This window comes from Bythopirellula polymerisocia, from assembly GCF_007860015.1.
In the GTDB taxonomy this organism is placed as follows: domain Bacteria; phylum Planctomycetota; class Planctomycetia; order Pirellulales; family Lacipirellulaceae; genus Bythopirellula; species Bythopirellula polymerisocia.
In genome coordinates this window covers 562,114-576,697 of sequence record NZ_SJPS01000004.1, presented here as the reverse complement: position 1 = coordinate 576,697, position 14,584 = coordinate 562,114, and the positions used below count along the sequence as shown (strand labels likewise).

Genomic DNA, 14,584 nt, shown 5'->3' with positions numbered 1-14,584 from the left:
TTGACCAGGGCTATCTCAGTAGGTCCAAGTAATTCCAAAGCGCGAAGCAGGTGCAGAATCGGTAGCACCAATCTCAGCGAAAGGCTCAATTATCCGGTTGCAATTTGCAACCGTAGCGGCAAATCGAAGCGCCATAGGCTCTTGGAAAGTGCCATCGACAAACTGATGGTCAAGTCGCGTTTTGGTTACATAGGCAAAATTGAAGCGTGTGCTCAAAGTGACCTTCTGATTCACGGCAAATCCAACGCCCAATTGGCCCCGGAAGTCCTCGCCGGGTTGCACATCAACACCAAAGTATTCGCTTTCAAACTGATGTCGCCACCCAAGGCCGTAAAAGATAACGACGGGATCGAAGGTCTCGATCCATAAGAGGTCCGTCGAGATTGCATAAAACCCGCCTCCCAATGAGGGGGCGTTAACCGACAACAGTGCAGTGGTAAAGGGATCCGTACCAGTTGGAAAAGTACCCGCGACCGTGAAAATGGTATCTGCGCAACGTCCCTGTCCATCTCGGACTAAAAAGGAAATGCCCGTGGTAATATCTCCGATGCCCCCATCATTTTCGCGTGCATCGAATCCTAGCGTTGCCAATTCGGTTTGTGCCCAACCAACTGGGGTGTTAATAAAGAATTGGGCACGCTCGGTAAGTCCGTATCTAATTTCCAGCGGCACGACCAGTTGACGCTGTTTGAAATGTGTTTCAACTAACTGGTTCCCGCTATCAACGACTGTAAAGTCATTGTCGAGGAGCAAGTAGGAAAAACCGATGTCGAATTGCATGTCGCCTGGTTCGAGGAGAACTGCACTTGCACGTAAAAACTGCAAGTTATTGGTCACCGGTTCTTCTCCCAGTGTGTCAGCCTCCGACAATCCTCCGCCCACGATGGGAGCAGGTACATCACTTAGATTCTCTGGTAGTGGAGGTGGCAACAAGGTGCCATCTTCGCCTACAATCGAGGGAATCTGCACAACCTCTGGCTCCCCACTGAGAAAACCAGGTGGTGACGGCGCTTCACCCTGCAAGAGAGAGTAGTTTGATGCCTGGCGTAGATCGAGGGTACCCGCATCCGCGAGCCCAAAAACTTCTTCCGTCAAGAATCTTTCCTGCCGGGGCAAAACATGCGGGGAATTTTTCCAGACTAGGGGCCCCATGAGGTCAATCGACTGGCCAAACTCATTTCTTGGGTGAACCTCTGCAATGGGCTGGCCGCTGTAGCCTGCTGAAACCTGGGGGTTCTTCCAATAGAACGGTCCCGAGAAACCGTGTTGTGTATTGGCTTTGGCAACCGCAGGAAGATAATTGGGTGCCGTCGGTGCCGTGTTGACCCACACTTCTTGCTTTGCTTTTGCCTGAGTCTTTTCTCGTGCCATCTGGGTATCTGTTGGATTTTTCCAGAATAGCGGCCCAAGAAATCCTGTTACACCTTCTTGTGCACTCGAAAGACTTCCTAAGAACATTGAAATCAATAGTGCAAGAATAGCAGTTGCCCTAGGTCGTCTACGTACAGTCGACCAAACGGTGAAGCGAATAAATAGTTCTTGCATGAGTTTCATGGTGGCTACTTTCGATCACCGTTTACCTTGCCAGACACAAGAAATCGAAAGACTCTGGCCGAGTCTTGTCTTCTCGATTCCCAGAGCCAATCTCGTGCGGGTTAAAGGGGTCGTACTTAAAACTCAGATTCGCCGTTCATGCTAGTGATAGCAGTCGTGGCGCATATGCGGCTTAGTTGATCCCATAGCGATGATCGGCGCGGTTCGCTCAGAACTTCATCGAGACGCCTTACGAGAGCGGTGTGAATCGCTCTGGCCTTCCGGATGGAACGGTTAGGTAAGATTTATGGCCAGTATTTCCTGTTTTCATGCCTAAGAAGATGGTTTAGGTGACTCTAACGGTTTTACGGATTACAACTGCTGGAACTAGATTTGTGTCTATTTTGTTCTATGAGGGTCGATCATGCGGTAGGAATCCTTACGGTAACTCCTGAGGATTGGTTGCTATCAATCATGCAAATAGTAGCTCCAGCAGAGCCTCAATCGTTAGGCTCTCGAGTGAGCTAGAAAATTCACGATCCACTTAGTACAGAAAAAGGCTTCGCTATGAGCACAGACCAATCTCACTCGAAACCCATCTGGATTGCTCTATCGGCAATAAGCATTCTCGTTGGCTTAAATGGACAGCTCGTTCTGGCATCCGAAACGACTACGCCCCTAGCTGTCGGTGAGTCTTTCCAGGAACTTCCTCCGGTAGAGCAACCTCTTAAGTCTGACGTCGAACTCGGAAAAACCATTAAGAATGAAGATCTTCAACTTACGTCTTCCCAAGAGGTAGTCGCAGACGGTTCTCTTCAAACCGCACTGAAAAACTCTGACTTCTACGTCGGACAGTTAACCTCGGGTGAATTTGCCAAAGTCAGTGCCTACCAAGATTGTTGTGGTAGCGAATGTGATCCGAGCTGTTCCTATACTGATCCTGGTTGCTGCTCGGGTGGTGACTGCTGCACAGGAAGCGGCTGCTGTTCAGATGGTTGCTGTTGCCAGTCCTGCTGCGCATGCTGCCGTCCCCCTTGCTTCTGGCTTGCCGGCGTAGAGGCCACATTCCTCGCTCCAGACTTGAATGCCAGTGGAGTAAGCTACCGCTTGCAGGATGGGTTCGCAGCACCTGCGCTTGATGCAACCTTTGGAAGTGATGATATCGCTATCGACGACATGTACGTGGCACCCCGATTGTGGTTGGGTGCTCAGTGTGGATGTTGGGGGATCGTGGGACGTTACTGGAACATGCAAGCTGCTGAAGACACTTATGATCCATTCACTTTCACTCCTCCGGGCCCAACCCCCGATTTTGGATACTTCATCCACAATCGTTTCGAAGCCTACACCGCTGACATCGAGGTGACTCGTAGCTTCTGCCACTATACCTGTCGCAACACGTTCGCCTTCGGTGCCCGTTATGCATCGGTTTTGCATGACTCGGCTTTGAGTGTTGATGCACAGCTCAACGATGGAGCAGCCGGACTCGGAATTCTGAGCGGAAATGCTCGCTCGAATCGTTCTGCCCACGGCATGGGCATCACGACTGCCCTTTCGGGATATCGACCCTTCCACTGCGATTCTTGCCTCAGCTTGTATTACAACTTACGAGGCTCTGTGGTGTGGGGACCAATCACTAATAGTGCCGAGACAGACACGATTGAACTCACTGCGGGAGCCACTGCCGGTTCCTATAACGGTGCGTTCTCCCAGGTAGATGATGCACTTTATATTGGTGAGGCCCAACTTGGTGTTCAAGCTAATTACCGAGTCATGTGCTTCCCAGCCAATGCCTTCTTCCGTGTGGCCGGCGAGTATCAATACTGGGGTGCAAGTCTCGGTTCCGCCGTCGCGAGCTCCTTCGCTGGTTTCGGCGATCCCAACGCCCCTCCCTTCTCTGAGGGACGTGCAACTGCGTTAGCTCAAGGAATCGATCTCAGCCTGATCGGTTTGACCATCGGAACAGGCTTCACTTGGTGATATAAAACTAGACCGATTCGCGACTTAGAAAAGAAAGCAGGCCCCGACACAAATGTGTCGGGGCCTTTCTTTTTTGCCTTCCAAAGGAAGGTTGCTCTACTCTGTACTTCTATTTCTGATGACTAGAAGGACATGGCCGAAGAATATCCGCCGGCATAGACACTAATAGACTTGGTCGTCGTAATCGTCTTCGTAACACCACCGATGTCGATGGACTTGACATGGACCTTAGTGATCCCTGCTTCTGATCCGTTGGCACCCGAAGCAGCGTACTTACCAGCGGCAAAATAGCCATTGACCGAACCAGCAGCAGCATGGTGGCTACCTACTCCGGCGAACGAACCGCCAGCCGCAATCGAGATGGGCACATAACCCATACCACGTACTTCTGCAGCAGTGCTGTCGGAGACGACTTTCACACCGCTGAGGCCCATGGCATCTAGGGTGTTGGATGGAATAACACCTTCGGCCGCGTGAACTTGACCAATGACACAGCAAATAGCCAGGCATGCGCTCAAAACAATACTTTTTCTCATCGATGATTTCTCCATGGAGGTAGAAAGAGGGGGTGCATAGCCGATCGGCTCGAATGTCGAAAAGGTCAGCCATGCGAAAAATTGTGGAAAGCTCCTTGACAGCTTTCACACTAATCAGGGTCGAAGTCTCTTCAACAAAGAGATGCAAGAGACGAGAGATAATTTCTGGCTTTTCCGTCGAGAATAACGAAGGTATCGGTTACGCTTGTCTCAGTGAGCTTTCGGAGTGCCCCAAACGATTTGCTTAGGGTCGCCAGCCTGCACGCAATTCTGCAATTGACGAGGAAGCCAATCTGGATTTTCGCCCTGGAAACCAGCTTTTTTGGCAAGGACCACCAAGTTTCGGGGATTTGGTCCGGTTCCCGCTTTTGACTTTTCTTTCCGGAATTTGATTGACGGGGAGCATACCTCTTGTTTCAGTAGAGATAGATGGGTTGTAACTGTTCTACGGGTTGTGCGCACTCCCTGTTTACAACCCGGCTTTCTACTTAAGAGGTACTTCTATGTGTAAAATGTTTTTTGGAATTGCTAGCGTCATGCTTCTCATGACGGCATCTTCGGCACAAGCTTTCGATGGCTCCATCGACCGCGCTACGTTGTCTGCTATGGGTTTGCATGACGCCACAATCGTCTCTGATCAGGTTGCTGAGTCCGTGCGTGGTCATGGATATCAGCCCCATTCCATCGCTATTGCGGCTGGTGGATCGTTTGCTTATGTGGGCAAGAACAATGCCGCCGCGGGTTCGGCCAACGGTTACTTCGCTGCAGGTCACCACTTTGCAGGTGGAATCAATGGCTCGGCTGCCGGCAAGACCACGTCAAAAACCGTATCATTTAAGGTGTTTGGTGTCCCTGTGAAATCGATCACCACCACCAAATCAGTCCATGTTTATGCCGGTGGTTTTTCTGCCGCATCGGCATTCTGATTTTGGGCTCCACTAGTTTTTCTAAAACGAAAAGGCCGGTAGCGAAAGCTACCGGCTTTTCGCGTTTATGAATAGCATTCTTGGCGGTTACCAGTGGCAAGCAGAACCCTTAGAATTTGGATAGCTGTCGATCCACATTAATCCTCGATACCACATTAATAAGCCTATGTCTGCCAACTATGACGCCCTGCTTGTAGTTTCCTTCGGGGGGCCTGAAGGCCCAGAAGATGTGATGCCCTTTCTTGAGAACGTTCTGCGCGGGAAGCCGGTCCCTCGCGAACGCATGCTGGAGGTGGCGGAGCATTATCAGCATTTTGGCGGGGTGAGTCCGATCAATGAGCAAAATCGCCAGCTCATAGTTGCCCTGGAGCAAGAGCTTCGCAGCCACGGACACGATTTTCCGATCTACTGGGGCAACCGCAATTGGCATCCACTCTTGGCTGATACTCTCCGCCAGATGGCTGATGATGGGGTGAAACAGGCCCTGGCATTCTTCACCAGTGCCTACAGCTCCTACTCGGGTTGTCGTCAGTACCGAGAGGACATCGCCCGAGCGCAGGAGACGGTTGGTAAGAAGGCGCCGCAAATCGACAAAATCCGAGTCTTCTTTAATCATCCTGGCTTTGTAGAACCAATGATCGAGTCGGTGCAGAGCTGTTTAGAACAGATCCCCGAAGAGAGACGCCCAGCGACTCCCCTGCTCTTCACGGCGCACTCGATCCCGAACGGGATGGCCGACAACTGCAACTATGTTGCCCAGCTTCAGCAAACTTGCCGACTGGTCGCAGCAGGAGTAAGTCATGACAAATGGGAGCTAGTCTACCAGAGCCGCAGCGGCTCGCCGCACCAGCCTTGGTTGGAGCCAGATGTGTGTGACCGAATCCAGGAACTCCACTCAGGGCAAGCAGTCACGGATGTGATAGTGCTGCCAATTGGTTTTATCTCGGACCACTTGGAAGTGCTATTCGATATCGATACCGAGGCAAAGGAGTTGTGCGATAAACTGGGGATCACGATGCACCGTGCTGCAACCGTGGGAACCCATCCCAAGTTTGTCGAAATGATTCGGCTCTTGATTGAAGAACGACTTAGCGAATCGCCCAATCGCCTCAGCCTCGGCGATATGGGACCGAGTCACGATGTCTGTCCGATAGATTGCTGCCTGTACTCACCGGTGCGACCTCCTTCACCTTCGCAAAACAAGAATGACTGAAACCCGACAACTCGGCTCAAGCAACCTGTTCGTGTCTCCCGTATCGCTTGGCACCTGGCCCATGGCAGGAACGACGAGCCCAGGTGTCAACGATGCGGACAGCATCGCCACGATTCGCAGTTGCGCAGGCGTAGGGGTCAATTTCATCGACACGGCCTACTGCTACGGCCCAAATGGCGAGAGTGAGAACCTGATTCGACAGGCAATTAGCTCGGAACGTGATTCGTATGTGATCGCCAGCAAGTGTGGGATTCACTACAACTCAGAAGGCCAGCAAGAGCAGGATGCCCGACCGGAGACGATCCTCCAGGAGTGCGACGAAAGCCTGCAGCGAATGGGAATCGATCACATCGATCTCTACTATTTGCATTCTCCGGACCCTGAGGTGCCCGTGGCCGAATCGGCGGGGGCCATCGCCGAGCTAATGGCCGCTGGAAAGGTGAGTGCTGCTGGGGTTTCGAATGCTCATCTACCGCAGCTTGAGGCGTTTCATGCCGTTTGTCCTGTGACCGCGGTGCAACTCCCCTACAACATGTTACAACGTGGCATCGAAGAGCAAACGATTCCCTGGTGCCAGAAGCGGGGGATCGCGGTTGTCGTCTATTGGGCACTCATGAAGGGACTACTTGCCGGGCATATCACTCGCGAGCATCCACTGGACTCCACCGACAAGCGGCTCAAGTATCCGATGTACCAAGGCGAAGAATGGGAAAAGAATCTGCAATTCATTGACGAAATCCGAACTGTTGCAGAGGACGCCGGCAAGACTGTGGCTCAGGTCGTCATCAATTGGACGATATTTCAGCCCGGGATCGCGGCCACGCTATGTGGAGCAAAGCGACCTTGGCAATTCGCGGAAGTGGCGGGGGCCATGGGTTGGCAGTTGAATGAGGCTCAACACGAGATAATCGACAAGGCATTGGCAAAGCGAGGCAAGGCTTTGGTTAATCGAGTATTTTACTAAATCCGTCCTATCATGCAGATAATACCGGTTGGGAGTCCCGTAATTACTTTCAACTCATCATTGCCAACTGCTTCAGATTGAGGATTTCTCTTCTCATTAGTCACCGCGACGTAGATTTCTGGGTGCCGCGAGTTCTTACCTCTCGCTCGCCTATTTATCCACCGTTTGCGGAGACATGAATAAATGAGTCAGCCAACTCGTCTTCTGGAAAATTGGACCCCCGATCAAGCTGCGCGAATGGAGAATGCCATCTTTGTCGCACAGCATCGACTACACGAATTGGAGATGTTCCAAGACGAGAACCTGATAGAGATCCTAGACGCTCACCCCCGTAAGGACCTGGGGATCAATACCATGGGGACTGATCCCGAACTCCACACCGAGTGGCAAGAAGGTCGTGCCGGGAATCTCACAGCCGTTGAGCTTTTGGAAGCCGTGAGTCGCGGTCGCGTCTGGCTGAACTTGCGGCGCGTAATGGATCACCATCCTGAGTACGAAGAGACGGTAAATCGGTTGTACGATGAACTCGAAGATACATGCCCCGGGCTGGCTACTTACAATCGCTCTGCTAATCTCCTGATTTCATCCCCACAGGCGATTGTCTATTACCATCTCGATTGCCCCGTAAATATGCTTTGGCACATCCGTGGTACAAAGCGGGTGTGGGCTTACCCGTTGGAATCGGGCATTGTCTCTGACGAAACAATTGAAGGAGTACTTTGCGGGGAGAAGTCGGAAGAACTCGATTTCCGAACGGCGTACGATGAACTGGCCGTCGAGGTGGATCTCCAGCCCGGCGAAATGATCACCTGGCCGCAACACACACCGCATCGCGTCGTAAACACCGGCGGTGTGAATGTGTCGCTTTCCACAGAGCACATGACCAAACGAGCGGCTCGGCGAAACAATGTATTTCTAGCGAACAGGCATTTCCGGCAAGTGCTTGGCGGCGAGTTTCGATCGACCGAGTTAACTGGCTGGCGACCAGCCGCCAAAGAATTCGCCTTGCGAGTGATGCGGCGGATACCAAAATTAGCCCCAGCATCCCCGCAAGGTTACAAGTACCCGATCACCTTTGAGGTCGACTTCGATGCAAAGGACTGCGTGAGAGCGCTGAAAAGCGAAGATCAGCGCACTCCTGCCTTGGTTTGATAGCCCTCTCTCGAAAGGGGCTATTCCAAGTTCCTGTCTGCGACGTTTGAAAGATTTAAACTCCCCACTCGCTCTAATGGCTTATTCAGGAGCGGGCCTACTCGTTGGGCAAAGGCCTTCGGTTCGAGGTATCCCTCGATGAAATCTAGTACCTCGCCATCGGGTGAGATCAACAGCGACGAGGGATAGCCACGGATTCCTAGCTTCTTTATCAGCGCGGCATAGTCATCTGAATGTGCCATGACTGATTCCGTTCTCCCCCGCAGCAACTTCTGGACTTGGGGATTTCCGTAAGTTTCGTGGACCATCTTCCGGCAGAATGTGCAGTTTTCTGAAGTGAACATCACCAAGAGCGGTCGCTGCCGCTCGATCGCTTCCTTCCATGCCCCTTCCACCGTGGGATGATCGAAGATGCCGGCGGGTGCCACACTCGCATGCGGCCTTGCTTGGGCAAATGCGCAGCTCGCTCGGGGAACTGCTAGCGTTGCCAGCAATATAATCATGAAACAACAGGACTTCATTCTGTTAACTCTTCGGTTTGGACAGCTCTCAGGAAATTGCCTCCGCATGGCAGCGGACAACATAAGAACTCAATATCTACTATCGGCATCACAGGCAAGTAGACTTCGTGAAGCTATCCTGGGATACGAAGAAAAGGACGTTTAAGTTCGCTCTCATATTAAGCTACCGCGATTTCCACCGATTGCTATCGAGTTTGAGTGGAGTTATTGGCAGAGGCGATTCCTAGTTGCAGTCGCCGCTTGAATGTCTCGCTGTCGACATAGCCTTCGATCATGTCGAGGACTTTATTATTGGACCCCACCAGAACGGTCGAGGGGTACCACTTGATATGCAGCTTCTCTACCAATAAAGCATGGGTATAGCGGCTCGCCTCAAGAGTCTCAAACGAGCCGGTCACCATCTCGCTTACTTCCGCGCAACCATAGGTACCATCGAGCATTTTTGTGCAATGGGGACACTGTGGCATGGTCACATAGACCAGGATTGGCTTGTTAGATTCCTGGGCAGCGGTCCAGGCGTCTGGATAGCTGTGATGCTTAAAGAGTGGCTTCGCATGATCGGTAGCAGCACTGGGAGAATCGCCCAGACACTTGGCAGTGGGGGAGAAAATGGCAGCCAGAACTGCCCAACGAATTACCCCTGCGACGATTCGCTCCATGCCCTGTTCCTCCGAATAAAAGCGGAACCATTCGAGATTTAAGTGCTAACGAGTTCTATCGGCCGTCGCTAGCACGGGCATGGGTATGTTTTTGTTCTGAGGGAGAATCGACACGACGGCTGAAGCTTCGCGGTCCCGCGCAACAAGTTTCTTCGTTACAAACGGACTATGACTAGCAGCCGACTACACAAGAAGGGTGTTCAGAATAGATTGCCTGCAAGGCGTTCAAACAGCCACGCCACTCTCGCGTGCCATTTGCACACCGACAAAGCCGTTGCGGGCTTTAAGACACGTTTGGCGAAATGGCTCTGGATGGGGGACACCGGAGAGCCGGAAGGTCTCGATCTGACCATTGCGAAAGATCAAATCGCCTGCTGGATACCATTCTTGACCTGGGAGAACTTCAAGTTCAATGGTGTCGAACCGGTCAAAGGACACGCTTTGTTGTTCTCCCCCTCCGAAGGCTTGCTCAACAATCACCCGACGATTGGTCAGACGATAGCGAAGGCAAGCTGGATTTGGGATTCCCCAAAGCACAAAAGGAAGCTTTGGGATGAGCATATGAAAGTACACAGGAAGAATAAATGGAATCGACACCAGGGCCATTAATCGGCCCAAAGTGATGGGGAGGCCAAAAAGGGTCAGGCCGACTGAATTGGCAAACCGTCGACCCCACCAGCGACCGTAGGCCGTGGCAGCTATCGACGGCCATACCGTCATGATCGTCACCTCTTTTACAGTCGCGGGGAATACCCCGGCAATCGCACCCGACATACTCAAACCTGTTCTAACGGCCTGGAGAGATTCGAAATCCGCAGGTCCGCAAACTACCAGAAACGCAGTGCGGTGCCAAGTAGCGAGCAGAAGCAAATCGCTGGCGAGCGGGGAGCGTAGGCTCCCTGAAAAATAGACGGGGAGCTTACGCTCCCCGCTCGCCCTATAGAAAAACGGCCTACGGCGCTAGTGCCGCAGACCGTTGGATTATCAACCTTCAAGCTCCGTTTAGCTCGCCGAAGCCGTGGCGAACTCGGCAGTATAGTGCTGCTTCTCGGCCATGGCCGTTGCATAAAGCTGGGCGGGGATTTCGGCAGGTGTTGTGAGCACCTGGGTCTTTCGCCGTCCTCGGTGTGCTGGCTGTCGCACGAGTCGTCCGCCAATCGTTCCGCGGCAACGGGCGGAGCCGCAGCAGCAAGGGAACGAACGAAATAAAACATCCTCCGTTTCATCATAGTCCATCGTGAGTAGCTCACCGGCTGTGATGTCCCGAGTTGCAATGAAAAGGCGCGAATCAGTGTCGAGCCATGAATTTGGCTCGCAGCTGTGCAGCACCTTTCCAGCAAAGTAAGGATCGTCCAGGTGGAGGCCTGGTCCCATCTGCAAAGTATGCAGAGTCATCTCCGTCTTAAGCGTGCCATTCATCCGAAACAGGACGCTGCCTTGAGAAAAATCCCGCAGCACAAGCACCCCTTGTCCACGCTTTCCATCGACGTCCAGGACACAGAAGTCTTCCCAACTCGGTTCGTTGGGTACCACCTCCAGGTGGTCGGGATAGAACCTTTTCATTTACGGTATACCATCTCACTTGTGATACTTGACGGGGAAAAAAACGTCTCTATTACTCGATAAACCGTTGCCTCCTCATAGGGTTTGCAACTAAATACATCGAGATAAATATCGCGGTGGTTGTCGTTCGTGTGGAACGAAATCTGGCTGGTCTCTATGAGTTGGACTCCTGAGCAACCAGTCTCGTGTCCTTTGCCGAAGCGGGCCACGATCGGGGGTCCATAGCGGACCATGTCGATTTCGTCTGCACAGTTCTGCAGAAAATCATAGAGCTTTTCGATCGACAGGAGGGCTTCATTGCAGCCTAGAGCGGTGACCATCATATGCTGGCCATAGTGCTTTTCGCCGTTGTGAACGATCCGTCGATACTCCGGAGGTGCTTCAGTCAACACAGATTTTATCTCCGTTCAATTGTGGAGGAACCAATTTTGCAACCTGCGACAACGTGCCGCATAGAGAGAGTTGCAGTTTGCCCTGGCAAGGAATTAAAATTGCCTGGAGTACAGCCTTGAGCGAGACATGGACAGCCTTAAGCGGGAAAGCACACAGCTTTGATCGAAAACGCTTCGAGGGTCGCTGAACTTTGTGGTCTGCTGAAAGTGTTAAAGGGCGGGTGAGTAAAAACTAATCAAAGATTTTTATGCAAAGCACCCCTAGCGCGTCTAGTGTGATTCGCCATATTGGGAGAAGAATAGAAGAAAAAGTTTCTTCAAAACTCCCGAAATTTTCTGAGAGGAAATTCGTGGTCCTCAGTGCCACGCTGCAGGTCCCACAAGACCCGCAGAGGCCCTGAGCGAGCGAGAGGCCGAATTTGGGGTTCCGATTTTTCTGTCCCAGAGCGTGTCACTCGCGCGCCCTACACGGGATTTCGTGACCAGGAATTATTTGCTGAAGGGTGAAAATTTCTCTCATCAGAATGCTCACTTAGTTTTCTTGATGAGGCTCCCGGTAGGACACTATCTGTCAGACTATTGGGTGTGTTGCGCCGCTCCTATGCCAGGTAGCGGCGCTTCGCTACCAAGGATCATCTCACAAATCTGGCCAATAGAGCTAACTCCGATCGCCCTGAGTCCTAAATCCTAAACCGGAAAGTATCAGTCCACCTAGGAGTGCTAGCGAAGTCGGCTCAGGTATAATCCCCTGGCTGAGTGCGACGAATTCGATGGCCGCCTCGTGGACCGATTCGTCGACGCCGGTAGCCAGTAACCAGAACACAGGTTCCGATTCGGTCAGCCCAGCCACACTGAACTCGGTGGAGAAAGCATAGACCCCTGCAGCAGGATTAATTACTTCGGTTCCGCCGCCATCGACCAGATCGAAGATCAGATCGTGATGAAAAAACCCATCCGGATCGGCTCCAGTGCCATCGGACGTGATGTCGAAGTTGAAGCCCGCTGCAGCAGTTGTTCCATCAATCTGAACGGAAAAACTCTCCGTCGCGTCAGAGATTTTCAGCTCATAAGGAGAAGGGACAGAAGTGAAATCAACGCTGCCAATGCCGTTCCAATAAAATAGGCTCTTGCTTACGCTGTCCATGGTGAACAGTTGCAGGTCAAACCCCACAAGGGCCCCGCCGGGGAGCGGGGTTTCACCTTCCAACACTAACTCGTCGGGGTCCGACTCCATACCAGGCTCATTAGCCCGATAGGCTGGGTTGGGTGACTCACCGAATTCGCCTTCGGCAATACGTGGTTCAGCGACCACCTGGCCACCGTCATCGAAAAGTTCCAGATCGCTGTGTTGGGCGATTGCCAGATTGGAACTCAGCAGGATAACGCCAGCAAGCGTCAATCCAATCCGCGCAACATGGTTACAAAAACTTCTCATTGTTAGCTCCTCCAAAGAAAAAATGAATAACTACCACAGAGCACACAGCGAACGCAGAGAGTGGTAGTCAAGATTGAAAGAAAACCCTGCCCCAACTGTGCGCTCTGTGGTAATTACTCTTCAGCTTCGTAAGCTCCTCCTCCAAGTTATTGCTACAACACCAATCAGCGACGAAACTATCGTCGTTGGCTCGGGAATTGTCAGTGGACTAGCCAGCATTCCCGCCGCATTTCCGTAGTGCCTTTGCCATAATAAGAAATCCCGACCATCCACGGTCACACTTCCATCAAAATCCCCACCTGCCCAACCTGCACTCGTGCCATAGTTTGCTTGCCAGATGCCGAGGTCGGTTCCGTCGACATTGCCATCTAGGTTTGCATCGCCATATTGCGTACCAAGCAGGTCAAACAACGTATCCACATCATGGGCATTGACGAAGTAATTCCCGTCTAGGTCGAAGAGCGGATCACTGCTTTGAGTCGCAATTGCCGCGAGCAGCGCATCAATATCTGCGGCATCGACCTTGTCATCCGGAAGGTTGTCCGTATCGAGAGGACTCACGTCCCCCAAAAGCCTCAACTGAGAGAAGTTTTCATCTAGATAAGTATTCACAGCGGCCATGGAAGCGGTCTTCACAGTACCCGGTGGGCCGTTGTATAGAGCCAAATAATGGGGCCGTGCGATTTCTCGCTCAGAATCGCCAGTGAGATCGATATTGAACTCGAAGCCCGCTAGAAAGACTCCGGTGCTGGCCGGTGTAACAGGGGAGTTGTCCAAGTCGAAATCGAAGATCAAATGGCTGTGAATAAAACCAGTGGTGACAGTTGCCGTGAAATCGTATCCCGCCACGTCCTCGGCCACGCCCGTGGCTATTGCAGAGCCATTTGCCGACGAGCGTACTTCAAGAAAATCGTGGGGATTGGCAACTGGCGAGAAAGACACTGAATCGGTGCCGTCCCAATAAAATAGGTTCGCAGCAGGGCCATCTTCTATGCGGAAGGCCTTCAAGTCGAATCCAACCGACCGATTGCCTGGAAGTGGTTGGTACTCGCTATTCCCTAAGTAAAATGAGTCACCAGAATCCTCGGCGCTTAGCCCCGGATTCAAGTCCACAAAAGGGGCTAAGCCCGCGATCTCGTTCACATGATAGCGGATTCCAGGCCCAGGCGTACCGCTTTGTCCCGGATCGCTCGCTCCTCGCCCGGTAATAAGAATTCCAGACTTTTGAGTGAGGAAAATGTCAGCATGGAAGGCTCGCGCCGTGGAAACCGCAAGCAAGACGTTGAGCATAAGGAGTAAGTAAGTAATCGGGCGAATCATAGAAGTTCTTTCTTTAGTTTGTCACTGGGCGGGCGAAATTTACCTGCTCAGTTTCCTCAGCGCACCACTGGCGAACTTCTTGTGCTGGGACCGCTGAGACATGGCCGTCGCCGTAGAGATAATTGGCGATGTTGCCTGGATGTCGCTCGGCAGCGACTTCGGCCGAGAACGCATTCCAAACGAGTGGTTCGTCGGCTGTGCGATAGTGGACGTTGTACCAGTTGAACCAATTCCAAGTGTGCGTGTGATCGACAACAACCATCTCACTGGCCTCGAACATCAGAATAGCGCGAGAAGTTTCCGCGATATCCCAGAGGTTTCTTACTGGCTCGAAACCCTCGACCTCGATGTCGACTGCCAGAAATCCGTTGAACACATAACTGGTTTCAC

14 protein-coding genes are annotated in these 14,584 nt (G+C 52.2%); 5 read left to right on the top strand and 9 right to left on the bottom strand.

The window, feature by feature from the left end; all coding sequences use genetic code 11:
- Window positions 1-15: 15 nt before the first annotated feature.
- Window positions 16-1,371: a transporter gene (locus Pla144_RS15165; protein WP_146451520.1), complete on the bottom strand. Its 1,356-nt coding sequence runs from the start codon at window positions 1,369-1,371 to the stop codon at window positions 16-18.
- 729 nt (window positions 1,372-2,100) lie between these two features.
- Here Pla144_RS15165 and Pla144_RS15160 point away from each other — a divergent pair.
- Entirely contained in the window at window positions 2,101-3,513 is a 1,413-nt protein-coding gene (locus Pla144_RS15160; RefSeq protein ID WP_146451519.1) for a hypothetical protein, read from the top strand.
- Between the two features lie 122 nt (window positions 3,514-3,635).
- Here the strand turns inward: Pla144_RS15160 and Pla144_RS15155 are convergent, their stop codons facing one another.
- Window positions 3,636-4,049, bottom strand: coding sequence for a hypothetical protein (locus Pla144_RS15155; RefSeq protein WP_146451518.1), 414 nt, complete (start codon window positions 4,047-4,049; stop codon window positions 3,636-3,638).
- A gap of 503 nt (window positions 4,050-4,552) precedes the next feature.
- On the opposite strand from Pla144_RS15155, the gene Pla144_RS15150 reads away from it, so the two are divergent.
- The 4 genes from Pla144_RS15150 (at window position 4,553) to Pla144_RS15135 (ending at window position 8,304) form a co-directional block, all read left to right on the top strand.
- Window positions 4,553-4,975 (top strand): hypothetical protein, encoded by a 423-nt coding sequence (locus tag Pla144_RS15150; RefSeq protein ID WP_146451517.1) that lies wholly within the window; start codon window positions 4,553-4,555, stop codon window positions 4,973-4,975.
- Window positions 4,976-5,141: 166 nt separating this feature from the next.
- Window positions 5,142-6,188, top strand: coding sequence for a ferrochelatase (locus Pla144_RS15145; protein WP_146451516.1), 1,047 nt, complete (start codon window positions 5,142-5,144; stop codon window positions 6,186-6,188).
- Entirely contained in the window at window positions 6,181-7,152 is a 972-nt protein-coding gene (locus tag Pla144_RS15140) for an aldo/keto reductase (protein WP_146451515.1), read from the top strand. Before Pla144_RS15145 ends, Pla144_RS15140 begins: the two co-directional genes overlap by 8 nt.
- 183 nt (window positions 7,153-7,335) lie before the next feature.
- The gene (locus tag Pla144_RS15135) at window positions 7,336-8,304 is read left to right on the top strand and encodes a hypothetical protein (protein WP_146451514.1); all 969 of its coding nucleotides are present in this window, start codon (window positions 7,336-7,338) and stop codon (window positions 8,302-8,304) included.
- Window positions 8,305-8,324: 20 nt separating this feature from the next.
- Here the strand turns inward: Pla144_RS15135 and Pla144_RS15130 are convergent, their stop codons facing one another.
- From Pla144_RS15130 to Pla144_RS15100, 7 genes are all read right to left on the bottom strand, one after another.
- A complete protein-coding gene (locus Pla144_RS15130) occupies window positions 8,325-8,825 on the bottom strand; it encodes a thioredoxin family protein (protein ID WP_197530713.1) in 501 nt (166 codons plus the stop codon).
- A gap of 185 nt (window positions 8,826-9,010) precedes the next feature.
- Window positions 9,011-9,484, bottom strand: a complete 474-nt coding sequence (locus Pla144_RS15125; protein WP_146451512.1) for a thioredoxin family protein — start codon at window positions 9,482-9,484, stop codon at window positions 9,011-9,013.
- A 225-nt stretch (window positions 9,485-9,709) separates the two neighbouring features.
- Entirely contained in the window at window positions 9,710-10,258 is a 549-nt protein-coding gene (locus Pla144_RS15120) for a PH domain-containing protein (protein WP_146451511.1), read from the bottom strand.
- A 228-nt stretch (window positions 10,259-10,486) separates the two neighbouring features.
- Complete coding sequence (locus Pla144_RS15115) at window positions 10,487-11,047, bottom strand: SET domain-containing protein-lysine N-methyltransferase (RefSeq protein ID WP_146451510.1); 561 nt, start codon at window positions 11,045-11,047, stop codon at window positions 10,487-10,489.
- Window positions 11,044-11,439: an S-adenosylmethionine decarboxylase gene (locus tag Pla144_RS15110; protein ID WP_146451509.1), complete on the bottom strand. Its 396-nt coding sequence runs from the start codon at window positions 11,437-11,439 to the stop codon at window positions 11,044-11,046. Before Pla144_RS15110 ends, Pla144_RS15115 begins: the two co-directional genes overlap by 4 nt.
- A gap of 658 nt (window positions 11,440-12,097) precedes the next feature.
- On the bottom strand, window positions 12,098-12,874 hold the full coding sequence (locus Pla144_RS15105) for a hypothetical protein (protein WP_146451508.1): 777 nt from the start codon (window positions 12,872-12,874) through the stop codon (window positions 12,098-12,100).
- 120 nt (window positions 12,875-12,994) lie between these two features.
- Complete coding sequence (locus Pla144_RS15100; protein ID WP_146451507.1) at window positions 12,995-14,194, bottom strand: hypothetical protein; 1,200 nt, start codon at window positions 14,192-14,194, stop codon at window positions 12,995-12,997.
- Between the last annotated feature and the right edge of the window lie 390 nt (window positions 14,195-14,584).

Excerpts from the sequence above, each read along its gene's own strand:
- Pla144_RS15165 (WP_146451520.1), bottom strand. The coding sequence starts at position 1,371 with ATGGCACGAGAAAAGACTCAGGCAAAAGCAAAGCAAGAAGTGTGGGTC.
- Pla144_RS15160 (WP_146451519.1), top strand. The coding sequence starts at position 2,101 with ATGAGCACAGACCAATCTCACTCGAAACCCATCTGGATTGCTCTATCG.
- Pla144_RS15155 (WP_146451518.1), bottom strand. The coding sequence starts at position 4,049 with ATGAGAAAAAGTATTGTTTTGAGCGCATGCCTGGCTATTTGCTGTGTC.
- Pla144_RS15150 (WP_146451517.1), top strand. The coding sequence starts at position 4,553 with ATGTGTAAAATGTTTTTTGGAATTGCTAGCGTCATGCTTCTCATGACG.
- Pla144_RS15145 (WP_146451516.1), top strand. The coding sequence starts at position 5,142 with ATGTCTGCCAACTATGACGCCCTGCTTGTAGTTTCCTTCGGGGGGCCT.
- Pla144_RS15140 (WP_146451515.1), top strand. The coding sequence starts at position 6,181 with ATGACTGAAACCCGACAACTCGGCTCAAGCAACCTGTTCGTGTCTCCC.
- Pla144_RS15135 (WP_146451514.1), top strand. The coding sequence starts at position 7,336 with ATGAGTCAGCCAACTCGTCTTCTGGAAAATTGGACCCCCGATCAAGCT.
- Pla144_RS15130 (WP_197530713.1), bottom strand. The coding sequence starts at position 8,825 with ATGAAGTCCTGTTGTTTCATGATTATATTGCTGGCAACGCTAGCAGTT.
- Pla144_RS15125 (WP_146451512.1), bottom strand. The coding sequence starts at position 9,484 with ATGGAGCGAATCGTCGCAGGGGTAATTCGTTGGGCAGTTCTGGCTGCC.
- Pla144_RS15120 (WP_146451511.1), bottom strand. The coding sequence starts at position 10,258 with ATGTCGGGTGCGATTGCCGGGGTATTCCCCGCGACTGTAAAAGAGGTG.
- Pla144_RS15115 (WP_146451510.1), bottom strand. The coding sequence starts at position 11,047 with ATGAAAAGGTTCTATCCCGACCACCTGGAGGTGGTACCCAACGAACCG.
- Pla144_RS15105 (WP_146451508.1), bottom strand. The coding sequence starts at position 12,874 with ATGAGAAGTTTTTGTAACCATGTTGCGCGGATTGGATTGACGCTTGCT.
- Pla144_RS15100 (WP_146451507.1), bottom strand. The coding sequence starts at position 14,194 with ATGATTCGCCCGATTACTTACTTACTCCTTATGCTCAACGTCTTGCTT.